This window comes from Streptomyces sp. NPDC087422, from assembly GCF_044744145.1.
Lineage (GTDB): Bacteria > Actinomycetota > Actinomycetes > Streptomycetales > Streptomycetaceae > Actinacidiphila.
In genome coordinates this window covers 16,553-38,394 of the sequence record NZ_JBIUXT010000010.1, presented here as the reverse complement: position 1 = coordinate 38,394, position 21,842 = coordinate 16,553, and the positions used below count along the sequence as shown (strand labels likewise).

At 70.9% G+C, this 21,842-nt stretch carries 21 protein-coding genes; 15 read left to right on the top strand and 6 right to left on the bottom strand.

Translation table 11 applies throughout. The annotated features are described in order from the left end of the window. Position 1: 1 nt before the first annotated feature. A complete protein-coding gene (locus ACIO6U_RS27525; RefSeq protein WP_401723185.1) occupies positions 2-715 on the bottom strand; it encodes a GAF and ANTAR domain-containing protein in 714 nt (237 codons plus the stop codon). Positions 716-1,002: 287 nt separating this feature from the next. Here ACIO6U_RS27525 and ACIO6U_RS27520 point away from each other — a divergent pair, with 287 nt between their 5' ends. From ACIO6U_RS27520 to ACIO6U_RS27485, 8 genes are all read left to right on the top strand, one after another. Further along, positions 1,003-1,713, top strand: coding sequence for an SDR family oxidoreductase (locus ACIO6U_RS27520; RefSeq protein ID WP_401723182.1), 711 nt, complete (start codon positions 1,003-1,005; stop codon positions 1,711-1,713). Then, positions 1,707-2,180, top strand: a complete 474-nt coding sequence (locus tag ACIO6U_RS27515; protein WP_401308977.1) for a MarR family winged helix-turn-helix transcriptional regulator — start codon at positions 1,707-1,709, stop codon at positions 2,178-2,180. Before ACIO6U_RS27520 ends, ACIO6U_RS27515 begins: the two co-directional genes overlap by 7 nt. Positions 2,181-2,247: 67 nt before the next feature. Then, positions 2,248-3,021: a DUF899 family protein gene (locus ACIO6U_RS27510; protein ID WP_401723178.1), complete on the top strand. Its 774-nt coding sequence runs from the start codon at positions 2,248-2,250 to the stop codon at positions 3,019-3,021. Between the two features lie 108 nt (positions 3,022-3,129). Next, positions 3,130-3,570, top strand: a complete 441-nt coding sequence (locus ACIO6U_RS27505; RefSeq protein WP_391163538.1) for a MarR family transcriptional regulator — start codon at positions 3,130-3,132, stop codon at positions 3,568-3,570. A gap of 61 nt (positions 3,571-3,631) precedes the next feature. Then, entirely contained in the window at positions 3,632-5,353 is a 1,722-nt protein-coding gene (locus tag ACIO6U_RS27500) for an MFS transporter (RefSeq protein WP_401723175.1), read from the top strand. Between the two features lie 34 nt (positions 5,354-5,387). Next, complete coding sequence (locus ACIO6U_RS27495; RefSeq protein ID WP_401723172.1) at positions 5,388-5,966, top strand: YbhB/YbcL family Raf kinase inhibitor-like protein; 579 nt, start codon at positions 5,388-5,390, stop codon at positions 5,964-5,966. A gap of 179 nt (positions 5,967-6,145) precedes the next feature. Next, positions 6,146-6,886, top strand: coding sequence for a chitinase (locus tag ACIO6U_RS27490; RefSeq protein ID WP_401723169.1), 741 nt, complete (start codon positions 6,146-6,148; stop codon positions 6,884-6,886). Positions 6,887-7,650: 764 nt separating this feature from the next. Then, positions 7,651-8,460, top strand: coding sequence for a DUF4253 domain-containing protein (locus ACIO6U_RS27485; RefSeq protein WP_401723166.1), 810 nt, complete (start codon positions 7,651-7,653; stop codon positions 8,458-8,460). Positions 8,461-8,467: 7 nt separating this feature from the next. On the opposite strand, the gene ACIO6U_RS27480 is transcribed toward ACIO6U_RS27485, so the two are convergent. Beyond that, a complete protein-coding gene (locus ACIO6U_RS27480; RefSeq protein WP_355340645.1) occupies positions 8,468-8,884 on the bottom strand; it encodes an ATP-binding protein in 417 nt (138 codons plus the stop codon). Between the two features lie 114 nt (positions 8,885-8,998). Here ACIO6U_RS27480 and ACIO6U_RS27475 point away from each other — a divergent pair, with 114 nt between their 5' ends. From ACIO6U_RS27475 to ACIO6U_RS27450, 6 genes are all read left to right on the top strand, one after another. Further along, positions 8,999-9,838 carry a Scr1 family TA system antitoxin-like transcriptional regulator gene (locus ACIO6U_RS27475; protein ID WP_391052030.1) on the top strand — a complete coding sequence of 280 codons (840 nt, stop codon included), beginning with the start codon at positions 8,999-9,001 and terminating at the stop codon, positions 9,836-9,838. Continuing rightward, positions 9,838-10,131, top strand: a complete 294-nt coding sequence (locus ACIO6U_RS27470; RefSeq protein WP_391052033.1) for a DUF397 domain-containing protein — start codon at positions 9,838-9,840, stop codon at positions 10,129-10,131. The genes ACIO6U_RS27475 and ACIO6U_RS27470 overlap by 1 nt, the downstream gene beginning before the upstream one ends. 79 nt (positions 10,132-10,210) lie before the next feature. Next, positions 10,211-11,422, top strand: coding sequence for an acyltransferase family protein (locus ACIO6U_RS27465; protein WP_401723161.1), 1,212 nt, complete (start codon positions 10,211-10,213; stop codon positions 11,420-11,422). A 277-nt stretch (positions 11,423-11,699) separates the two neighbouring features. Continuing rightward, complete coding sequence (locus tag ACIO6U_RS27460; RefSeq protein WP_401723158.1) at positions 11,700-12,773, top strand: fatty acid desaturase family protein; 1,074 nt, start codon at positions 11,700-11,702, stop codon at positions 12,771-12,773. Then, positions 12,770-14,086, top strand: a complete 1,317-nt coding sequence (locus ACIO6U_RS27455; protein WP_401723155.1) for a hypothetical protein — start codon at positions 12,770-12,772, stop codon at positions 14,084-14,086. Before ACIO6U_RS27460 ends, ACIO6U_RS27455 begins: the two co-directional genes overlap by 4 nt. Positions 14,087-14,163: 77 nt before the next feature. Beyond that, positions 14,164-15,060, top strand: a complete 897-nt coding sequence (locus ACIO6U_RS27450; protein ID WP_355340662.1) for a patatin-like phospholipase family protein — start codon at positions 14,164-14,166, stop codon at positions 15,058-15,060. A gap of 13 nt (positions 15,061-15,073) precedes the next feature. Here the strand turns inward: ACIO6U_RS27450 and hemB are convergent, their stop codons facing one another. Then, positions 15,074-16,060 (bottom strand): porphobilinogen synthase, encoded by a 987-nt coding sequence (gene hemB / locus ACIO6U_RS27445; RefSeq protein ID WP_401723152.1) that lies wholly within the window; start codon positions 16,058-16,060, stop codon positions 15,074-15,076. Positions 16,061-16,413: 353 nt separating this feature from the next. Beyond that, positions 16,414-16,563, bottom strand: coding sequence for a hypothetical protein (locus ACIO6U_RS27440; RefSeq protein ID WP_401723149.1), 150 nt, complete (start codon positions 16,561-16,563; stop codon positions 16,414-16,416). A gap of 160 nt (positions 16,564-16,723) precedes the next feature. On the opposite strand from ACIO6U_RS27440, the gene ACIO6U_RS27435 reads away from it, so the two are divergent. Beyond that, positions 16,724-18,952, top strand: a complete 2,229-nt coding sequence (locus ACIO6U_RS27435; protein ID WP_401723477.1) for a HelD family protein — start codon at positions 16,724-16,726, stop codon at positions 18,950-18,952. Between the two features lie 105 nt (positions 18,953-19,057). On the opposite strand, the gene ACIO6U_RS27430 is transcribed toward ACIO6U_RS27435, so the two are convergent. Together ACIO6U_RS27430 and hemC are read right to left on the bottom strand one after the other, a co-directional pair. Then, positions 19,058-20,719, bottom strand: a complete 1,662-nt coding sequence (locus ACIO6U_RS27430) for a bifunctional uroporphyrinogen-III C-methyltransferase/uroporphyrinogen-III synthase (protein ID WP_355340670.1) — start codon at positions 20,717-20,719, stop codon at positions 19,058-19,060. Further along, positions 20,716-21,708, bottom strand: a complete 993-nt coding sequence (gene hemC / locus ACIO6U_RS27425) for a hydroxymethylbilane synthase (protein ID WP_355340673.1) — start codon at positions 21,706-21,708, stop codon at positions 20,716-20,718. The genes ACIO6U_RS27430 and hemC overlap by 4 nt, the downstream gene beginning before the upstream one ends. Positions 21,709-21,842: the final 134 nt, after the last annotated feature.

The window sequence follows — 21,842 nt, the reverse complement described above, 5'->3', positions numbered from 1 at the left end:
ATCAGTCCTTGTCTGCTGCGGTGGAGGGGAGGGTGCCGTCGCCGTTGACATCGAGGCGCAGCCGTCTGGCCACCACATCATGCGCCACGACGCGGATGGGCCGCCCGCTCCGGAAGGCGTGCGCCCGCAGGCGCAGGAGCGCGTCCGCGAGCGGGAGGCCGAGTTGCACGCTCGCCATGCCCGCCGCCTGGTGGACGACGGCGCTGTACAGCGTGCCGGGCAGTTCGGCGCCGCCCTCGTCCCCCAGGTAGCGGGCGGCCAGCGCGTCGGCGAGGACGAGGGCGTCGCCGGTCTGTTCGGTGCCGAGCGCCCCGGCCGTGGCGCGTACGGCGGTCAGCACGCCGATCCGGATGGCGCCGAGCGCGATCGGGAAGCAGAACACCGCGCGGACCGGCAGCCGTTCGGCCTCCGGCAGCAGCGCGGGCCAGCGGTCGGCGCGCACGCGGCGCAGGTCGGGTGCCAGGACGGCGTGGCCGGTACGTACGGCGTCGGCGGCCGGGCCCTCGCCGACCGTGTACTGCAAGTCCTCGAAGGCACGGCTCAACGGGCCGGAGCACCAGAGCACTTCGGCCGCCTCCCGGCTCCCCGGGGTCTTCCGCGGCGAGGTGTCCCCCGCCAGAGCCGTCGACACGCCGTCCACCCCGAGCGCCACGGCCGCGAGACGCGCCCGCTGCGGCCACTCGCCCCGGCGCAGCGACACCAGTGCTTCCGCCATCGCGTCACTGATCACGGCTCAGCGCCCAACACCCTTTGTCCTGCGGCTGATCTGTCCGAGCGGCCACCCGCATGGCGTCCCCTCAGCCGGGTGTTGTACGGACGACGGACGCCGTGCGCCCGCCGACCTTATCCCCTGCGTGCGCGATCGCCCCGTTTTCCGGAGGTTACGGGCGCACGCCACGTTGACGGTGTACGTCGTCGGGGCCGCGCGCGCCGCGAAACCCCCGGCTCGGGGAGTCCCGGCTCCGTTTGACGCGGGTAGTTATACGACCCACAATCATTGTTATGACTACAACCAATTCGGCATCCGGCAAGCGCGTCCTGCTCATCGGCGCCTCCCGCGGCCTCGGCCTCGCCCTCGCGCGGGAGTGGCGGCGCGAGGGGTGGCACGTCGTCGCGACCGTGCGCGGCACCCGGCGGACGGAGCTGCACGACCTCGCCGAGGCGCACCCGGACAGCGTCGAGATCGAGACGGTGGACGTCACGGTCCCCGAGCAGGTCACGGCGGTGCGCGAGCGGCTGGAGGGGCGCGTCTTCGACCTCCTCTTCGTGAACGCGGGCGTCACGAACGAGCCCGAGGGGACGGTGGCGGAGACGTCGACCGAGGAATTCGTGCGGGTCATGGTGACCAACGCGCTGAGCCCGCTGCGGGTCGTCGAAACGCTCTCGGACCTCGTGACCGGGACCGGCACCATCGGGGTCATGTCCTCGGGCCAGGGCAGCGTGGCCAACAACGAGCGCGGCGGGCACGAGGTGTACCGGGGCAGCAAGGCCGCGCTGAACACTTTCATGCGCAGCTACGCGGCGCGGCACGAGGGCGAGTCCCGGCCGCTGGTGCTGATGGCGCCCGGCTGGGTGCGGATCGGCGTCGGCGGACCCGGCGGGCGGCTGACCGTCGAGGAGAGCATTCCGAACGTCGTCAGGACGCTCGACTCCCTCCGGGACAGCCCCGGCCTGCACTACGTCGACTACCTCGGCAAAACCGTCGCATGGTGACCCCGCCCCCGGACGCGGAACCCGCCGCCCCCTCCGCCGAGACCGTCTGGGCCCTCATGCACGGCTTCGTCGAGGCCCACAACCGCCACGGCGAGCTGGCCGAAGCCCTCGGCTTCCGGCTCGGCGCCGGACGCGGCAAGGCCCTCTTCCTCCTGCGCGACGCGCCCCTGACCCTCACCCAACTCGCCGCGTCCATCGGGGCCGACGCCCCCTACACCACCCTGATCGTCGACAAACTCGAATCCCACGGCCTGGTCGAACGCCTCCCCCACCCCGCCGACCGCCGCCGCAAGCTCGTCACCCTCACCCCGGCGGGCCACGACGCCATCGCCACCGCCGACGCGATCCTCCACCGCCCCCCGCCGGCCCTCTCCGCCCTCTCCCGGAAAGACCTCGCCCACCTCACCGCCCTCCTGACCCGCCTCACCTCCGCGATGAGTTCCGGGCCCGCCCCGAGTCTCTTGTAGTGACCGCCGCCGGAAATCCGGCGCCGGACACGGCCGAGAAAACTCACGACAGAGCGCGGAGGACATCGTGACGAGCACGCGGGGCGAAGCGGGCGGCGGACGGCCGCCGGTGGTGGACATGGAGACGTGGCAGGCGGCGCGGGACGAGCTGCTGGTCAGGGAGAAGGCCCATACGCGCGAGGGGGACGCCATCGCGGCGGCGCGGCGCCGGTTGCCGATGGTGGAGTTCGACGGATCGGTGGAGGTGACGGGCGCGCAGGGCCCGGTGCCGTTCAGGGACCTGTTCCAGGGGCGGAACGAGCTGCTGGTCTACAAGCACATGTGGCACGACGGGGCGCCGCACCAGGGCCAGTGCGAGGGGTGCACGGTCACGGCGTGGCACATGAAGGACGCCGCGTATCTGAACGCGCGCGGCATCTCGTGGGCCGTGCTGACGACGGGACGCTGGGAGGAGGTCCCGCCGTTCGTGGAGTTCATGGGCTACACCGAGCCCTGGTACTCGGTGCGCGACGTGGCCGCGCCGGTCGGCGGGGCGATGGGCCACCTCACCTCCTACCTGCGCGACGGCGACCGTACGTTCCTCACGTACGACACGACGGGCCGCGGCACCGAGGCGGCCAGCGGGAGCTTCGCGCTGCTGGACATGACGCCGTACGGGCGGCGCGAGGCGTGGCAGGACACGCCGGAGGGCTGGCCCGAGGGGAACGGTCCGTGCTGGTACTGGCGCGCGGACGTGGACGGGAACGCGACCTGGGGCCCGACTGGCCGGCCCGTACCGCAGTGGACGCGTCCCGGCGTGACCGCCGAGCAGACCCTGGGCCGCGGCGGCGAACACCACTGACGCGCCGCGGACGCCGTTGACGCGCCCGCCCGCACGCCACCCCGCCCCCGCCCTCACTTCCGTGAGACGAAAAACAGATAAGGCAGGTTGATAAGGTAGCCTTAGCATATGAACGAGGATCTGGACCCCGCAGCCGTCGCCGCCTCCCTCCTGACCGGCGTCGGCGCACTGGTGCGCCGCGCCCGGCAGGTGCCCACCGGCGGGGGCCTCACCATGCCCGAGCGGACGGCGTTGTCGCTCCTGAACCGCTCGGGCCCCACGACCTCCTCCGCCCTGGCCCGGCAGGTGCAGATCACCGCCCAGGCCATGGGCACCACCCTCGCCGGGCTGCGGGACCGCGGCCTGGTCGACCGCGGCCAGGACCCGGACGACGGCAGGCGCGTGGTGCTGACGGTGACCGAGGCGGGCCGGCGGGCGCTGGAGGACAAGCGCAACGCGCGCACCGAGCAGATCACCCGGGCCCTGACCAGCGGCGCGTTCACCCCGGCCGAACTGGCACAGCTCGCGGCGGCGGCCCCCCTGCTCGACCGGCTGGCCCAGGCCGTCTGACGCGACGGACCCCGCCCGAGGACACGTCGGGAAGCCCCCGGACGCGACAGGAAGCGAGCCGATGTCCCATCCCTCCCAGGCGCTGGGCGACCGGTACAAGTGGACGGCGCTGACCAACACCACCGCCGCCGTCTTCATGTCCGCGCTCGACGGCTCGATCGTCCTGATCGCGCTCCCCGCCATCTTCCGCGGCATCCACCTGGACCCGCTCGCGCCGGGCAACATCGCGTACCTGCTGTGGATGATCATGGGGTACCGGCTGGTCCAGGCCGTCCTCGTCGTCACCGTCGGCCGCCTCGGCGACATGTACGGCCGGGTCCGTATCTACAACTCCGGTTTCGCCGTCTTCACCTTCGCCTCGATCCTGCTCTCCTTCGACCCGTACGACGGCGGCCACGGCGCGATGTGGCTGATCGGCTGGCGGGTGCTGCAAGCCGTGGGCGGCTCAATGCTGACGGCCAACTCCGCCGCGATCCTGGTCGACGCCTTCCCCAGGGAACAGCGCGGCTTCGCGCTCGGGATCAACCAGGTCGCGGCCCTGGCCGGGATGTTCATCGGCCTGGTCGCGGGCGGCCTGCTCGCCGCGTGGGACTGGCGCGCGGTGTTCTGGGTGAACGTGCCGGTCGGCGTCTTCTTCACCCTGTGGGCGTACCGCACCCTGCGCGACACCGGAAAGCGCGGCGGCGGCCGTATCGACTGGTGGGGCAACATCACCTTCGCGGTGGGCCTGAGCGCGGTGCTGATCGCGGTCACCTTCGGCCTCCAGCCCTACGGCGGCCACACCATGGGCTGGACGAATCCGCTGGTCGTCGCCCTGGTCGTCGGCGGCCTCGCCCTGCTGGCGGCGTTCGTCGTCATCGAGAGACGCGCCACCTCGCCGATGATCCAACTGGGGCTGTTCCGGCTGCGGGCCTTCACCTTCGGCAATCTGGCGGGCCTGGCCATCTCGATCGGCCGCGGCGGCATGCAGTTCGTGCTGATCATCTGGCTCCAGGGCATCTGGCTGCCGCTGCACGGCTACGACTACAGCGACACCCCCCTGTGGGCGGGCATCTTCATGCTGCCGCTGACCGCCGGTTTCCTCGCCGCGGGCCCGGTCTCCGGCTATCTGTCGGACCGGATCGGCTCCCGCGGCCTGGCCACCGGCGGCGCGCTGCTGTTCGGCGCCAGCTTCCTCGGCCTGATGCTCCTGCCGATCGACTTCAGCTACTGGATCTTCGCGCTGCTGATCGCGCTCAACGGGATCGCGAGCGGCATGTTCGCCTCCCCCAACTCCTCCTCGATCATGGGCAGCGTGCCGGACGAGCTGCGCGGGGTCGCGTCCGGCATGCGGGCGACCTTCCAGAATTCGGGCACCGCCGTGTCCATCGGCGTCTTCTTCTCCCTGATGATCGCCGGACTGGCCAGCAGCCTCCCGCACACCCTCACCAGCGGCCTCCAGCAGCAGGGCGTACCGGCGCACGTCGCGGCCCAGGTCGGCGGCCTGCCCCCGGTCTCGTCCCTGTTCGCCGCGCAGCTCGGCGTCAACCCGGTGCAGCACCTGCTCGAACCCACCGGCACCCTGGCACGTCTGACGGCGGCGCAGCGGCAGACGCTGACCGGACACGAGTTCTTCCCCGACCTGATCTCGGGGCCCTTCCACTCCGGCCTGGTCATCGTGTTCGCCTTCGGCGCCGTCCTCGCCTTCCTCGCCGCCGTCGCCTCGATGCTGCGCGGCGCCAACCCCGCCGCTCCCGGCCGCGAGCGCCGGAAGCGCGAGCACCAGCCGTCCACGGCTCCCTGACGCCGCCGACGGCCCCTCACCCCAGGAGAGACACATGCCCCTGCTCGGCCGACTCCTCAGCAACCGCAAGTCGGGCGACGCCTACGCGGCGTGGCACCTGCCCAACCTCCAGGGCCCCGACCTGCTGACCCTCACCAGCGAGGACTTCACGGACGGCGGCCCCCTGCCGCTGGAGCAGTGCGCGAAGAACGTCGGCGGCGCCGACCTCTCCCCGCGCCTGGCGTGGACCCCGCTCCCGGACGGCACCGCCCAACTCCTGCTGTCCGTCGAGGACATCGACGTCCCCATGTCCAGGCCCGCCGTGCACTGCCTCGCCCTGATCGACCCGGCGACGGCCGGCCGCCTGGACACCGGCGCCCTGTCCGCGCGCCAACCCGCCCCGGGCGTACGGGTGCTGCGGTCGACCATCGGCCGCGGCTACCACGGTCCCGCGCCGATCAAGGGCCACGGCCCGCACCGCTACGTCTTCCAGCTCTTCGCCCTCGCCGCCCCCGTGACCGACGGCGCCCCGACCACGAAGGACCTGACCCGCGCGCGCCCTCGTACCGTCCTGCCCGCCGTCGCCTCCCCCGTCCTCGCCCGCGGCCGGCTGACCGGGGTGTACGAGCGCTGACCCCGGCCGGCCGCGGCCTTGTGATCCACACTCTTGACGGCATATCGGCGCGTCATATGCGCATTTCGGGCGAACGGCTGTAATTCTGGCGGCCGTTGCGTCGCTCTCCGTCTCCCCCCGCCCGGACCGTCCCGTCCGGGCGGCGAGCGACGCGTGCCCGCCTCACCCAAGGAGCGCAGATGTCCCTGTCCCGTGCCGTGTCCCGCACCCGGTCCCGCCTTCTGGCGGTGCTCAGCGCCGCCGCCGTCGCGAGCGGGCTCGCGGTCGCCGTTCCGGCGGCGCCCGCCGCGGCGGCCGGTTCGTTCGTCGTCAGCGAGGCCCAGTTCGGCCAGATGTTCCCGGCGCGGAACTCCTTCTACACCTACCAGGGCCTGGTCCGCGCGCTGGACGCCTACCCCGGCTTCGCCCGCTCCGGCGACGGCTCGGCGCGCAAGCGCGAGGCGGCGGCCTTCCTGGCCAACGTGAGCCACGAGACCGGCGGCCTGCGGTACGTGGTCGAGCAGAACACCGCCAACTACTCCCACTACTGCGACCGCGGCCAGCCCTACGGCTGCCCGGCCGGCACCGCCGCCTACTACGGGCGCGGCCCTCTCCAGTTGAGCTGGAACTTCAACTACAAGGCCGCCGGTGACGCCCTCGGCATCGACCTGCTGCACAACCCGTCCCTGGTGCAGCGCGACGCCGCCGTGTCCTGGAAGACCGGGCTGTGGTTCTGGAACACCCAGAGCGGCGCCGGAAGGATGACCCCGCACAACGCGATGCTCAACGGCAAGGGCTTCGGTGAGACCATCCGCAGCATCAACGGCGACCTCGAATGCAACGGCAAGAATCCGGACGAGCGCAACGACCGCATCAACCTCTACAAGAATTTCACCCGCCTCCTCGGCACCGACGTCGGCGGCGGCAACCTCTCCTGCTGACCCCCTCACCGGTCCCCCTGCCGGGGCGGCTAGCCGATCTTTTCAGGGGTGCGCCCCTCGGCGGTTCCTCTGCCAGGACGGCTGGCCGGTCTTTTAAGGGGCGCGGGGAACTGCGCGACCAGCCCCCACCGGGCTGTCAGCCCGAAAACAACAGCGTCTGCCCCGCTGGGGCCGGTTCTCAAAGGCGCACCACCGCGCGGGCTGAGCGCGCAGTTCCCCGCGCCCCCGGTGGGCAACCTCCTGCGCAAGGGGAGGGCACAGGGGCCGCGCCCCTAAAAGCATGGCCCTGCGCAAGGGCACCGTGGGGCTACTTGGGGGAAAGGTGGCATATGCGCGTAGGGGAGGAGGCCGGGGTGGTAGGGATCAGGCGTCCCTGTCCCCCAGGTCAACAGGAGTTTGAGCATGCGGAAGTTGCTCGGTCGGACGGCTGCGATCACGGCGCTGGCAATACTTTTGCTCGCCTCTGTGCCAGGCCCGGCCTCGGCCGCCGGACCCGCACGACAGGGGCGGCCCTCGGCGATGGCCGACGAGTGCTACCGGCACCACGGCGTCTGGTACTGCGCGGACGGCTGGGACTGGTATCCCGACCGCCACAGCACGGGCCCGGTCCTCTGACGAGGCCCCGCGGAGCCGGGCCGGGGCCCGGCGCCTGACCGCCGGGAAAGCCCGGCCCGCAGGGCCGCACCGTACGTCCCGGATCCCGTCCCCACGGTCCGGGACGCACGGCTGTCCGGCTGTCAGTGGTCGCCCCTAGAGTCGGGCGCATGGCGATGCTTCCTAACCCCCTGCCGCGACTCGCGGAGTTGGACCTGCGGCTGCCCGCGGGCACATTGGTCGACACGACGTTCGAGGGCCGCTGGCACGAGCCGCTGTTGTGGATGGCGGACGGCCCCGCGGCGGACGACGCGTGGGCGAGCCTGCTGCCCGCGCGGGCGGCGGGCCTGCAACCGCTGCTGATAGAGGCGAGCGCGCCGTACTCGAAAGGCCCGGTGGACTGGCAGTTGATGCCCGACCACGCGTCGTACGCCGGGGACCACGACGCCGAGGAAGTGCTCGCCGAGTTCTGGGCGGGCCTGATCGAGGAGGACGCCGAGGACGTCGAGGAGGACGACGTCCTCGCGCCGTACGGCGCGGCGTGGCCGGGCCTGGCCCCCGCCGCGAAGGCCGTGGACGACCCCGACGACCTGGCCGCCGAGGTCACCGCCGACATGGTCGGCTCCGGCTGGCTGGAGAATCCGCGCGCGGCCCTCGTCCACGCCCGCCGCAGCGCCGACATACCCGCAGCGATCGGCTGGAGCGGCCCGCTCAACTACGAGAGCGACCCCGCCCGCCTGTGCGCCGTGCTCCGCTCGTGGGAGGACCGGTTCGGCATACGCGTCATCGCCCTCGCCTTCGACCGCCTCACCGTCTCCGTCGCCGCGCCCCCGAGCACCCGGGAAGAAGCCGAGGCCGTCGCCGCCGAGCACTACGCCTTCTGCCCGGACAACATCGACCAGGGCACCTACGAGACGCTGCGCGAGTACGCGGAGAAGGCCGTCCTCGACGTCCACACGTGGTCCTTCTGGTGGGACTGACGCCCGGTCAGCGGGCGGCGAACTCGCACCACACGATCTTGCCGGGGTTCCGCTCCCCCACGTCCCACTTGTCGGCCAGCGCGTCGACCAGGACGAGCCCGCGCCCGGACTCCTCCTGATCGCGCTCACGCCCCGGCCGGTCGGCCAGGTGCGGACGGCCGCCGCCGCTGTCGTGCACCTCGACCCGCAAGGTGGTGCCGAGGTCGCGGCGCAGCAGTAAGAGGAAGCCGCGCCCCGGGGGCACGCCGTGCAGCAGCGCGTTGGTCGCCAACTCGCTCACACACAGGAGGACTTCGTCCTCCCGGCTCTCGAACCCCCACGCGGTGAGGGCTTCCCGCGCGAACTCCCGCGCGGCGGGGACCGAGCGCCGTTCCCGACGGTAGAACCGCTCCCGGCGGTCCAGGTGCTGGACGTCTTCGTTCATGAAGCTCAGCGTCGCGCAGCGTGTTCGGGGTGTACTAGACCTGTTACTCGTACACGCCGCGTGTACGGGTTAGGACCGATACACGTCGAGTGGCAGTGGGGTAGTTACGGTCGTATGGCACCTCGCAAACGGCGTCCGCCGAACAAGGAAAAGAAGAACCTGTCTCCCTTCCACTCGCTCGGCGCGCAAGTGGCTCTGTTCCGTGCTGCGGCGGGGTACACGCAGGCCCAGTTAGCGCCAATCGTTATCGTGAGCCTGGCCAAGTTGGAGTCGATTGAACAGGGACGTCGCCCCTTGACTCTTTCCCTGGCACAGGAGCTGGACCGCTTGCTGGACACCAAGGGAGCACTGGAGGTGGCGGTACGTCACCTGCCGGAGGTCGACGACGCCATCCCGACCTTCGCGGCGGAGTTCGTCGAGCTTGAGCGCGAGGCACTCACGTACAACTCGTACCAGAACCAGGTGCTGCCCGGCCTTCTCCAGACGGAGGAGTACATGCGGGCGGTGTTCCGTAACGACATCCCCGCTCTCACCGAGGAGGAAATCGAGTTCCGCGTCACGGCTCGCCTGAAGCGACAGGAGATCTTGCAGGGGAAGATCCCGCCGGCCGCGAGTTTCATCATCTCCGAGGCCGCGCTCATGGACCGGATCGGCGGTGACGACGTGTGGCTGAACCAGGTGCAACACCTCCGCGAGTGTGCCGATGTGCCGGGCATCAGCATCCAGATCATCCAGTTGGGCCGGACCACACACGCGGGCCTTGATGGCCCCTTCGTTCTCTTGGAGACACCGGAACACGATCACCTCGCCTACGCTGAAACTCAGCGCGGCAGCCTGTTCATTCACGACCCCGACGGGGTGAGCATCCTTGCGCGCAAGTATGCGATGCTGCGCGCTCAGGCCCTCGATCCCGAGGACACGAAGGGTCTGTTGGACCGGTTGCTAGGAGAGTGATGAACGACCCCCTGAAGTGGTTCAAGTCCAGCTACAGCGGCAGCCAGGGCGGCGACTGCGTCGAGATCGCCTACGACTGGCGCAAGTCCAGTTACAGCGGAAGCGACGGCGGCAACTGCATCGAGGTCGCGGCTCACCCGGCCGCCGTGCACGTGCGGGACTCCAAGGACCCCCAGGGTCCGAGCCTCACGTTCACCCCGGCCGCATGGGCGGCCTTCGCCACCTTCGCCGCGACCGCCACCGCCACGGCGGCGCCGGGTTCCGATATGACCGATAAAACGCCACTTCTTTAGGACATTCCTAAAAATTACCCGGGGGTAAGGTGGGCGGAATCCCCAATTCGCCTCAGTTCACCTCTAGGACACCCCACCTATGAGCACCGTTGTTCGCGGAGATGCCGCCCCCACCGGCTCCGCGCCGCTGCCCGACCTCGCACCGGTCCCTGAGCCCGCCGCCGGAGGCAAGGCCGGGAGCGCGGCACCGCAGCCGAAGAAGCGGCTGTACGTGCTGGACGGTCTGCGGCTGATAGCCGCGCTCATGGTGGTGGCCTACCACTACATGGGCTTCGACGACTGGTTCGAGTCCCCGTGGGGGAAGTCCTCGCGCGCGGTGTTCCCCGGCGTCCACGAGGTGGCCGGGTACGGATGGCTGGGCGTCGAGCTGTTCTTCCTGATCAGCGGGTTCGTCATCTGCATGTCGTGCTGGGGGCGGACGCCGAAGCAGTTCGCCGTGTCGCGGTTCGTCCGGCTCTATCCGGCGTACTGGTTCGCCATCGCGGTGACCACGACGGTGCTGGTGACGCGGCCGGGGGGAACGACCCTTGCCGCGAGCGACGTGCTGACGAATGTCACGATGTTCCAGGAGCTGCTGGGCGCGCAGGACGTGGACGGCGTGTACTGGTCGCTCTGGGTGGAGCTGCGGTTCTACCTGCTGTTCATGGTCGTGGCGATGATGGGGCTGACCTACAGGCGAGTGGTCACCTTCTGCATCGTCTGGCTGCTGCTGGCCGGAATCGCGCCGCAGTCGGGGATCGATCTGCTGCAGTTGATGATCGTTCCCCAGTACGCGGCCTTCTTCGTCAGCGGCATCGTGATCTACCTGATGCACCGGGTGGGGCCCACGCCCATACTGTGGCTGCTGCTGGGGGCGTCCTGGCTGATGGCACAGAACCAGCTCACGGATCTGGTGGCCAGCGCCGAGGCGTCCACCCACACCAATCTGTCGTGGTGGTGGTCGCTGGCCGTCGTGAGCATCTTCTACGGTCTCGTCCTGGGCGCCGCGCTCGGGAAGCTGAACTTCTTCAACTGGCGCTGGCTGACGGTCGCCGGTGCGATGACGTATCCGTTGTATCTGCTGCACGAAGACATCGGGTGGGAGATCATCCGGCACACGCACGGGGTGCTCCCGGCCCGCATCCTGGTTCCGGCGCTGGTCGCCGTGATGCTGCTGGCGGCCTGGCTCGTCCACACATACGTGGAGACGCCGCTGGCCAAGGCGCTGAAGAACTGGCTGCTGCCCAAGAAGCCGGCCAAGCCGGTGCCCGCGCCGACAACCGGGGCCGACTCGGAAGCGCCCGCCGGGTAGCACCAGAAAACCCACCGGACTCGGGCGTATCTCCGCGTATCGCCTTGGACGAAACCGCGCACCGCCGGTTACCGGCGGTGCTACGGTCTGCCAATCGTCCGCCGCTTTCGGGGCGTACAGGCACCGGAGAGCACCAATGCAGAGCCGTATCTCCTCAGGTCCATTAGCCTCCACTCCCCCGCTCGAATCGGGCCCGCCTGCGTCCGATCACCTTCTGCGCGGATTTCGGCAGTCGGAGTTATCCCGAAGGGCCAGACCGCCCGCTTCGCGTTATGCCGTGGACTTCGCGGTACGGGTCGCGCTCATGTCCGCCGGATACGTTCTGGTACTCGCCTTCGCACGGTCGCCGTTCGTCTCGCCCGGCGGTATCGCGTGGTTCGGCGGAATCACGCTTTTCGCACTGGCGTCCGTTTCCATGGTCGGGTCCTGGTTCCACGACGCGGTGCACGGAAATGTGCGCGGCGGCCGGTGGAGGTCGGAAGCCGTACTGCGTGCGGGGTCGGCGGCGATCGGCCTCGGGCCGCGCTGGTGGTTTCACAAGCACGTGCGGTTGCACCACCGGTACGTGGGAAATCCCGCGTTCGATCCGGACATCCAGTTCGGCTGGTTCGGGCGGGTGACCGCCGAGCAGCCGTGGCACGCCCTGCACCGCGCGCAGCACCTCTACATGTGGCTGCTGCTGCCGTTCTCCACGCTGAACATGCTCAAGCCGAGCGAGCTGTGGACGACACGGCAGGCGGTCGTCCGGCGGGTGGTCGGGCCCCGGGGGCGCGGCTGGCCGTGGTTTCTGCTGGCCGACAAGTACCTGCCGCACGCCGTTGTCTGGATTCCGGTCTTCCTGGTGCTGCCGACGCGCCGGGCACTGCTGACGTATCTGCTGTTCCACCTGATATCCGGGACCTTCGTCTCGCTGATCACCCAGGTGCAGCACAATACGGATCTGGCCGAATACGGTCCTTCCGTCGACGGAACGGAATCGCTTTCCGCTCAGCTCTCCCGGTCCACCGACGTGGGCGGCGGCCGGGGATTCTGGTACTGGCTCAGCGGCGGCACGACGTATCACTGCGTCCATCACCTCGCGCCCACGCTGACCTTTCCCGAACTCCCGGCGGCGACGGAACGTCTCGTCGCCCTGCTCGCCGGAACCGAAATGGCGGTACGGACGCATCCGTCGATGTGGGCGGCCGTGAAATCGCACGGCCGGCTCATCCGGGCGCTTTCCGTGCCGGAGAGCGGCACGGGACAGAACTGCACGGGACAGAACTGCGCGGGACAGAACTGCGCGGGAAAGAACTCCGCAGGACAGAACCCGGCACCGCAGGACACCGCTGGACACGGGGGGAAACTGTGACCGCACCGACCACCGGACCGATTCCCGCGCCGACCGCCGGGGGCGCCGGAGGCGCGGGGGGGCCGACCCCGGTACCGCCCCCTGGCCCGCCTCCCACGCCCGTCCCGATCACCTCCGAAGCGCTGAACATCAAGCCCTTCCTCGTCGAGCCGATCCTCGTCTCGCGGCTGCTGAAGAAACGGTCCGTGACGCCGGGCCCCGTCGGCAGCCCCGAGGACGAGCGGTCGCCGTACGTCGTCGCGATCTGGGCGGTGCTCCTCGCCTGCCTGCTCGTGTCCTGGTCGGCGCTGATCATGAACTCGTTCTACCGGCCGCACTGGGACCTCAGCGTGCTCTCGGACGTGTGGTCGTTCCTGTCGCGGCGCGAGAGCGCGGACCCGGACGCGAACGCCGTACCGTTCCTGCGCGACTACCCCTCCTGCATCCTGACCTTCTCGATCGCCTGGTCCGTCCCGCTGGTCTACGGCATCTTCCGCAGCCTCCAGACCCTCCACGAGAGCCTGGACAAGTCCGGCTGCATCCGCTGCGACGACCAGGCGCGCGCCCACCTGAAGTCGGCCGTGGACGACCTCAACGCCAAATACGCCAAGCACGGCAAATACTCCTGGCTGGTGCTGCTCGGCATCGTCGCCGTCGTCACCGGCATCAACCTCCGCCTCCAGGGCCACCTCTTCCACTTCCTGGGCTCCGACGCGCTGTACGACCAGTGGTGGGGGCGGGCCGCGCCGGTCACCTTCGGCGGTGTGGTGTGGATCTTCATGGGCACGGTCGGGATGTACATGGCATACGCGGAGGGCGTCGTCGGCATCCACTACGTCAAATTCCTCAAGCAGTTGAAGAACGAGTACAAATTCGGCACCAACCCGCTCAACCCCGACAATTTCTACGGCTGGGCGAAGCTGCGGCAGGCGGTGTCCAACCTCCAGGGCGGACTCACCTGCACCTTCGCGACGTCCTTCGCCATGTTCTTCTTCCTCCAGCCGGCCATCGGCACCTATCCGACGCTGTTGTGCCTGGCGGCTTTCGTGGGCATGGTGCTCTATGTGTTCATCGGCTCGATGACGCACATCAGGCGGCAGGTGCGGGTCGACCGCAAGGAGCAGATCGACCAGATCATCGCCGCCATGCCGGACCCCGACTCGACCGATCCGTCCGCGGGGGTGCGCTACCTGGTGGCGCTGCAACGCCTGCGCGACGTACAGAAGTTGCCGTCCATGCCGATCCGCAACGGCCTGCTGTTCGCGGGCGCGTTGTCCGTCCTCGCGCCGACGGTCGCCATCGCCGTCCAGGTCATCAAGCTCATCAAGCCGTAGCCGTAGCCGTAGCCGTAGCCGCTGGCCGTGGTCGCCATCCCCGCGATCACCGTACTCACCGTAGTCAAGGAGCCCCGATGCTTTCGGTCGCTGTTCAAGGTGGCGCGATGCGGTCCATCTACGCGCTGGGGGTCGTCCGCGGCATGGTCGACCTCGGCATCCACAGCAAGGTGGGTTCCGTGCACTCCTCCAGCGCCGGGTGCGTGGCCGGGGCGGTGCTCGCCGGGCAGGCGCGGGCCGACGACGCGCCGGACCTCACCGGGCTGGTGAAGACGTTCCTGGACGACCTCAGCGGCCGGAACTTCATCGACAGCAGGCGCGTGACGAAGATGGTCGACGTCGACCTGCTCGTCTCCGTCATCCGCGAGCAGACCGGGCTCTCGGTGGCCAGCCTGACCAAGCACGCGCTGACCTTCGAGGTCGCCGTCACCAACGCGGTCACGTCCATCGCCGAGTACTTCGACCTCGGCCGGTGCACCTCGGACGCCGAACTCTTCGAGGTGCTGCGGGCCACCATGGCCATCCCGGTGCTCTACCACCGGCGGGTCCGGCTGCGGTCCCAGACGTACGTGGACGGCGGCATCTCCGACCCGCTGCCGCTGCTGCGCGCGCTGGCGCGCAATCCGAGCGCCGTCATCGCCGTCTCCACGGTCGGCGCGGGCTCGCTCGGCCACCACCTCAGCGGCAAGGAGGCGCTGGTCATCCGTACCGCGCCCGGAATATCCGCCCCGGTGCGCGGCCTGATGCTCGCCTACAACCCGCTGGCGCGGGTCTCCGAACAGATCATGGTCCAGGGCTCGTTCGGGTCCGTCCCGATCCACCGCGTCACCCCGTCCGACCCGGACGTCCTGACCAGCCGGACGGAGACCGACCGCAAACGGCTGCTGCGGGCCGAGGAGTTGGGGTACGCCGACGCCCTGGCGGCGCTGTCCGACTGCGAGTTCGAGGACTTCTCGGAGGCAGGGGCGGGCTAGGGCCTGTCCGGTCCTAGAGCCGCTGGGCGGCCTCGGTCGCCCAGTACGTGAGGATCATGTTCGCGCCCGCCCGGCGGATGGACGTCAGCGTCTCCATGATCGCGCGGTCGCGGTCGATCCAGCCGTTCGCGGCGGCGGCCTCGACCATCGAGTACTCACCGGAGATCTGGTACGCGGCGACGGGCACGTTCACCTCGTCGGCGACGCGGCGCAGCACGTCCAGGTAGGGCAGGGCGGGCTTGACCATCACCATGTCGGCGCCCTCCTCCAGGTCCAGCGCCAGCTCGCGCATCGCCTCACGGAGGTTGGCCGGGTCCTGCTGATACGTCTTGCGGTCGCCCTTGAGCGAGGAGTTGACGGCCTCGCGGAAGGGGCCGTAGAAGGCGGAGGCGTACTTCGCGGTGTACGCGAGGATCGCCACGTCCTGCTTGCCGATCTCGTCCAACGCGTCGCGTACGACGCCGACCTGACCGTCCATCATGCCGGAGGGGCCGACCACGTGGACGCCCGCGTCGGCCTGGACCTGGGCCATCTCGGCGTAGCGCTCCAGCGTGGCGTCGTTGTCGACGCGGCCCTCGGCGTCGAGCACGCCGCAGTGACCGTGGTCGGTGTACTCGTCCAGACACAGGTCGGACATCACCACGAGCGCGTCGCCGACCTCGGACACGACGTCGCGGATGCCGAGTTGGAGGATGCCGTCGGGCTCGGTGCCCTGGCTGCCGACCGCGTCCTTCACCTCGGGCACACCGAAGAGCATGATGCCGCCGACCCCGGCCGCCGCCGCTTCCGCCGCCGCCTTGCGCAGCGAGTCGCGGGTGTGCTGGACGACGCCGGGCATGGAGGAGATCTCCTGCGGCGCGCTGATGCCCTCGCGGACGAACATCGGCAGGATCAGCTCCGCCGGGGACAGCCGGGTCTCGGCGACCATGCGGCGCATCGCCGGGGTCGTCCGCAGACGTCGCGGGCGCGCGCCCGGAAACTCGCCGTATTGGCTGCTCATGGCTGCGCCGCCTTCCCGTGGGTCCGAACCCGTGGAGATCGAGGCACCCTCACGATCGAGGGCTCTCTCCCACGGTACGCCCGCTCCCGGTGTGCTTTTCCCGACGCCCAGTCGGCTCCGCAAAGGCCCGCGGCAATGCGGAGGAGAAGAAGATCCGTTCGCTTCCGCGCCGCGCAATTCGTCGGCCGCCGCCGTATCCGCGGAAAGGCGGCCACCGGAAATTCGGGCGTTGCCGACGGGCCATCGGTGTCGCGGCCCGCGGGCGTAATGGCCTATGGGTGCCACGGCCTGCGGAAGTCACGGCCCGGGGGTGTCGCAACCTGGTGCATGCGCCTTGCCGATGCGGGCCGGGCTCACCCGGAGAAGAAGCGCGCCTCCGGGCAGCGGTGCGAGGGGCGGTCGTAGCCGCGCGAGGCGAGGTCGTCGTAGAGCGTGGTGCCCATCGAGCGCGGATCGCCCGCGCCGGGCGAGCAGAGGACGACCGGGTACGGGCCGCGGGGCACGAGAAATCCCCGGTGGGCAATTGCCGACCGGGGATCGCCACGCGTATATTGGTTTCTTCTGCGCGCATTCAGCGCACATGAGAAAGGCCCCGATCACGGGGCCAACAAGAAGAACCATATCCGACGGGGAGCCGTTTTGTCAAATCGGGAAAGCGTCGAATTGCGGGAAGAGCAGGAATTCATCGACCGCGTCCACGCGCGGGTCGACGCGCTGCGCGGTGTCGCGGCGCGGGGCGTCGAGGACGCGCTGACGCCGGTCGGCACCGGCCTCCAGGCGCGGCTCGAACGCGACATCCGGGTCGCGGAGCGCTCCGGCCTGCTCGCGGCGCTGAACGCGGTCGACGGTTCGCTGTGCTTCGGCCGCGTCGACCGCTCCGACGGCGCCACGCACCACATCGGCCGGATCGGCATCCGCGAGGACGACGCCGACCGTACGCCGCTGCTCATCGACTGGCGCGCGCCCGTCGCCCGCCCCTTCTACCTCGCCACCGGGCACACCCCGATGGGCCTGCGGCGCCGCCGCCACATCGCCAGCGAGGGCCGCACCGTCACCGAGCTGCACGACGAGATCCTGGACCTGGCCGACGGCGAACGCACCGGCTTCGAGGACCCCAACGGCGACAGCGTGCTGCTCGCGGCGCTCAACTCCGCGCGCACCGGCCGGATGGGCGACATCGTGCGGACCATCCAGGCCGAGCAGGACACCATCATCCGCGCCCCGCACCGGGGCGTCCTGGTCGTGGAGGGCGGCCCCGGCACCGGCAAGACCGCCGTCGCCCTGCACCGGGCCGCGTTCCTGCTGTACGAGCAGCGCGAACTGCTCTCCAAGCGCGCGGTGTTGATCGTCGGCCCCAACCCGGCGTTCCTGCGCTACATCGAAGAGGTGCTGCCCGCTCTCGGCGAGACCGGCGTCCTGCTCGCCACCCAGGCCGAGCTCTTCCCCGGCGTCCACGCCACCGGCACCGACACGCCGCGCGCCGCCGCCGTCAAGGGCGGCGAGGAGATGGCCGAGGCGCTGGCGACGGCCGTCCGCGACCGGCAGCAACTGCCCGAGCCCGGCGCCCCGTTGATCATCCGGCACGACGACGGCGACCTCATCCTCGACTGGGAGATCGCGTACGAGGCCCGGCAGGCGGCCCGCGACACCCTGCTGCCGCACAACCTCGGCCGCCCGCACTTCGTCTTCCGCGTGATCGACGCGCTCACCGCGCAGCTCGCCGAGCGCATCGGCGCCGACCCGTACGGCGGGCCCAACTTCCTCGGGCCCGACGACATCGCGCTGCTCGGCCGGGCCATCGCGGCGAGCAAGGAAGTCCACGCCGCCGTCGACGAGCTGTGGCCGCCGCTGACCCCCGAGGCGTTCCTGGCCGACTATCTGGCCGCGCCGGTGTACCTGCCCGCCGAGGACGCCGACGCGATCCGGCGCCCGCGCCCCGACAACCCCCTCGACGCCCCGTGGACGCCCGCGGACGTCCCCCTGCTGGACGAGGCCGCCGAACTCCTCGGCGTGGACGACAGCGCCCGGCTGGCGGCCGAGGAGGCCGTACGGCAGGAGCGGATCGCCTACGCGCAGGGCGTGCTGGAGCTGTCGCGGGGCTCGGAGTCGTACGAGTTCGAGGACGAGGAGTCCGAGGTCCTGGCCGCGCACGACATCATCGACGCCGAGCGGATGGCGGAGCGGCACGAGGAGGACGACCACCGCAGCGCGGCCGAACGCGCCGCCGCCGACCGCACCTGGGCGTTCGGGCACATCATCGTGGACGAGGCGCAGGACCTGTCGCCGATGGCGTGGCGGCTGCTGATGCGCCGCACCCCGACGCGTTCGCTGACGCTGGTCGGCGACCCGGCGCAGACGTCGGAGGCGGCGGGCGTCGGCTCGTGGGAGAACATCCTGCGGCCGTACGTCGGGGACCGCTTCGAGCACGTCACGCTGAAGGTCAACTACCGTACGCCCGCCGAGATCATGGAGCTGGCGGCCAAGGTCGTACGGGCGCAGGACCCGCGGTACGTCCTGCCGGTGTCGGTGCGGTCGACCGGCGAGCGGCCGTGGACGCGGGACGCGGGCGGGGACCTGGCGGGGACGGTCGCCAAGGCCGCCGCGGAGCTGACGCCGCTGCCGGGGCAGGGCCGCCTGGCGGTGATCGCGCCGCGCGAGCTGCACGAGGAGATCGCCGCCGCGCTGGACGGTGTCACGGCGGGCGAAGCGCCCGACCTGACCCGGCCGTTGGTGCTGCTGGCCCCGCGCCAGGCCAAGGGCCTGGAGTTCGACCATGTGCTGGTCGTGGAGCCCGCCCGGTTCGGATCGAGCGACCTGTATGTGGCGCTCACCCGCGCCACGCAGCGCCTGGGCGTCGTCCACCGGGAGCAACTGCCCCCGGCGCTGCGGTAGTCGTGGGCCCGTGCGGCCCACCAGGTCCTCGACGCGGGCCCTGGGTCCGGGCCCTGGGTCTGGGCTTTGGACGCGGGCCTCAGATCCGGGCCTCAGATCCGGGCCCTAGACGCGGGCCCTTCTGCGCGAGCCGGGACGGCGCTCGCTGGGACGGGTCACCGGGTCGCCCGCCTCCTCGGCCGCGACCCGGCGGGCCGTACCGAAGTCGGCGAGGGCCTGCGCGAGGGCGAGCACGGACGGCTCGGGCGACATGACGTCCACCCGCAGCCCGTGCTCCTCCGCCGTCTTGGCGGTGGCGGGCCCGATGCAGGCGATCACGGTGACATTGTGCGGCTTGCCCGCGATGCCGACGAGATTGCGCACGGTCGAGGACGAGGTGAACAGCACCGCGTCGAATCCGCCGCCCTTGATGGCCTCACGGGTGTCGGCGGGCGGCGGCGAGGCGCGCACGGTCCGGTAGGCCGTCACGTCGTCCACCTCCCAGCCCAGCTCGACCAGTCCGGCCACCAGCGTCTCGGTGGCGATGTCGGCGCGCGGCAGGAAGACGCGGTCGATCGGGTCGAAGACCGGGTCGTACGGCGGCCAGTCCTCCAGCAGCCCGGCCGCGGACTGCTCGCCGCTGGGCACCAGGTCCGGCTTGACTCCGAACTCCACCAGCGACTGGGCGGTCTGCTCGCCGACCGCGGCGACCTTGATACCGGCGAAGGCCCGCGCGTCGAGCCCGTACTCCTCGAACTTCTCGCGCACCGCCTTGACGGCGTTCACCGACGTGAAGGCGATCCACTCGTAGCGTCCGGTGACCAGGCCCTTGACGGCCCGCTCCATCTGCTGCGGGGTGCGCGGCGGTTCGACCGCGATGGTCGGCACCTCGTGCGGCACGGCGCCGTACGAGCGGAGTTGGTCGGACAGCGACGCCGCCTGCTCCTTCGTGCGCGGCACCAGGACCCGCCAGCCGAACAGCGGCTTGGTCTCGAACCACGACAAGTGCTGGCGCTGGGCGGTGCGTTCGCCGACGACGGCTATCGCGGCGATCGGTCCCTCGGGCGTCGGCAACGCCTTGGTCGCCTTCAGCTCCGCGGCGATGGTGGCCAGCGTCGCGGTCCAGGTGCGCTGCCGGGTGGTGGTCCCGGCGACGGTCACCGACAGCGGGGTGTCGGGCTTGCGTCCGGCGGCGATGAGTTCCGCGGTGGCGATCGCGACGGTCTGGAGCGTGGTGGAGACCACCAGCGTCGCGTCGCTCGCGCCCACCTCGTTCCAACAGCGGTCGCCCGCGGTGGCCGCGTCCACGAAGCGCACGTCACTGCTCAAGTGCACGCCCGCGTAGGCGGGTACGCCGACGGCGGCGGCCACGCCAGGCACGACCTCGAAGGGGATGCCCGCGTGGGCACAGGCCAGCATCTCCTCGGCCGCGGACGAGTCGAGGCCGGGGTCGCCCGCGACCGCACGGACGACCCGCTTTCCGGTCCGCGCGGACGCCATGACAAGCTGGGTGGCAGCAGCCGAGACAGCGGAGATGTCCAACACCTCGCCGTCTGCGGCGGGTTGGGCCGTGCCCACGTCCGCGCGGGCGTGCGTGCGGACCACGTCGAGCACCGGCGCGTCGCCGACCAGCAGGTCGGCACGGGCCAGCGCCTCCACAGCGCGCAAGGTCAGCAGCCCGGGGTCTCCGGGCCCGGCACCGAGGAAGGTGACGTGGCCGGAAGAAGGTCGGTTGGAACCGGCGGTCCCGGCGGTGTTCGTCGTTGCAGCGACGGCGGCGGGGTTCAAAGTGCGCGCTCCCCCATAAGACCGGCCGCACCCTTGGCGAGCATCTCGACGGCCAACTCGCGCCCGAGGGCACGCGCTTCGTCGTCGGACGCCGGTACGGGGCCGGTGATGGACATCTGCACCAGTGAGGCGCCGTCGGTCGTGCCGACGACACCGCGCAGGCGCAGCTCGGTAGTCTGCCCGTCGGCCACGAGGTCGGCGAGCGCGCCCACAGGGGCGGAGCAGCCGGCTTCGAGGGCGGCGAGCAGGGATCGCTCGGCGGTCACGGCGACCCGGGTGAACGGGTCGTCGAGCTCGGCGAGCTGTGCGGCCAACTCCTGGTTGGAGGCGGCGCATTCGACCGCCAACGCTCCCTGGCCGGGAGCGGGCAGTACGGCGTCGGCAGCGATCAGCTCGCTCGCCTCCGCGAGCCTGCCGATACGGTTCAGCCCGGCGGCGGCCAGTACGACCGCGTCGAGCGTGCCGGAAGTAACGTACCCGATGCGGGTGTCAACATTGCCACGGATCGGCACCGTCTCCACGGCCCTGCCGTGTGACCGTGCCCACGCGTTGAGCTGCGCCATCCGTCGCGGGGAGCCCGTGCCGACCCGCGCTCCGTCGGGCAGCGTCTCGAACGTCAGGCCGTCGCGGGCCACGAGTGCGTCCCGCGGGTCCTCCCGTACCGGGATCGCCGCGAGCGTCAGGCCGTCCGCCGCCGCGGTGGGCAGGTCTTTGAGGCTGTGCACCGCGAAGTCGATCTCGCCGGCCAGGAGGGCGTCCCTCAGGGCCGACACGAAGACGCCGGTGCCGCCGATCTGGGCCAGATTCTCGCGCGAGACGTCGCCGTACGTGGTGATCTCGACCAACTCGACCGGGCGGCCGGTCAGTTCCGTCACCTGGGCGGCGACCATGCCCGACTGCGCCATCGCCAGCTTGCTCCGCCGGGTCCCCAGCCGAAGGGGCTGCGCCCCGTGCGAGGAGGGTGCCCCCTCGACGGCTTCCTCGCGCACGGAGGGTGCCCCCTCGGGGGCGCGGGGCACCGCGGCCTCAGCCGCGGCGGCGCCGCTCGTCTGCGCCGGGTCCAGCGGGGCACGGCCGGTTGTTCCCGGACCACCGGCCGTCACCGGCCGGCCGCGCAGTTCCC

Excerpts from the sequence above, each read along its gene's own strand:
- ACIO6U_RS27500 (WP_401723175.1), top strand. The coding sequence starts at position 3,632 with ATGTCCCATCCCTCCCAGGCGCTGGGCGACCGGTACAAGTGGACGGCG.
- ACIO6U_RS27515 (WP_401308977.1), top strand. The coding sequence starts at position 1,707 with ATGGTGACCCCGCCCCCGGACGCGGAACCCGCCGCCCCCTCCGCCGAG.
- ACIO6U_RS27525 (WP_401723185.1), bottom strand. The coding sequence starts at position 715 with ATGGCGGAAGCACTGGTGTCGCTGCGCCGGGGCGAGTGGCCGCAGCGG.
- ACIO6U_RS27465 (WP_401723161.1), top strand. The coding sequence starts at position 10,211 with ATGAGCACCGTTGTTCGCGGAGATGCCGCCCCCACCGGCTCCGCGCCG.
- ACIO6U_RS27480 (WP_355340645.1), bottom strand. The coding sequence starts at position 8,884 with ATGAACGAAGACGTCCAGCACCTGGACCGCCGGGAGCGGTTCTACCGT.
- ACIO6U_RS27490 (WP_401723169.1), top strand. The coding sequence starts at position 6,146 with ATGTCCCTGTCCCGTGCCGTGTCCCGCACCCGGTCCCGCCTTCTGGCG.
- hemB (WP_401723152.1), bottom strand. The coding sequence starts at position 16,060 with ATGAGCAGCCAATACGGCGAGTTTCCGGGCGCGCGCCCGCGACGTCTG.
- ACIO6U_RS27470 (WP_391052033.1), top strand. The coding sequence starts at position 9,838 with ATGAACGACCCCCTGAAGTGGTTCAAGTCCAGCTACAGCGGCAGCCAG.
- ACIO6U_RS27450 (WP_355340662.1), top strand. The coding sequence starts at position 14,164 with ATGCTTTCGGTCGCTGTTCAAGGTGGCGCGATGCGGTCCATCTACGCG.
- ACIO6U_RS27495 (WP_401723172.1), top strand. The coding sequence starts at position 5,388 with ATGCCCCTGCTCGGCCGACTCCTCAGCAACCGCAAGTCGGGCGACGCC.
- ACIO6U_RS27520 (WP_401723182.1), top strand. The coding sequence starts at position 1,003 with ATGACTACAACCAATTCGGCATCCGGCAAGCGCGTCCTGCTCATCGGC.
- ACIO6U_RS27485 (WP_401723166.1), top strand. The coding sequence starts at position 7,651 with ATGGCGATGCTTCCTAACCCCCTGCCGCGACTCGCGGAGTTGGACCTG.
- ACIO6U_RS27475 (WP_391052030.1), top strand. The coding sequence starts at position 8,999 with ATGGCACCTCGCAAACGGCGTCCGCCGAACAAGGAAAAGAAGAACCTG.
- ACIO6U_RS27505 (WP_391163538.1), top strand. The coding sequence starts at position 3,130 with ATGAACGAGGATCTGGACCCCGCAGCCGTCGCCGCCTCCCTCCTGACC.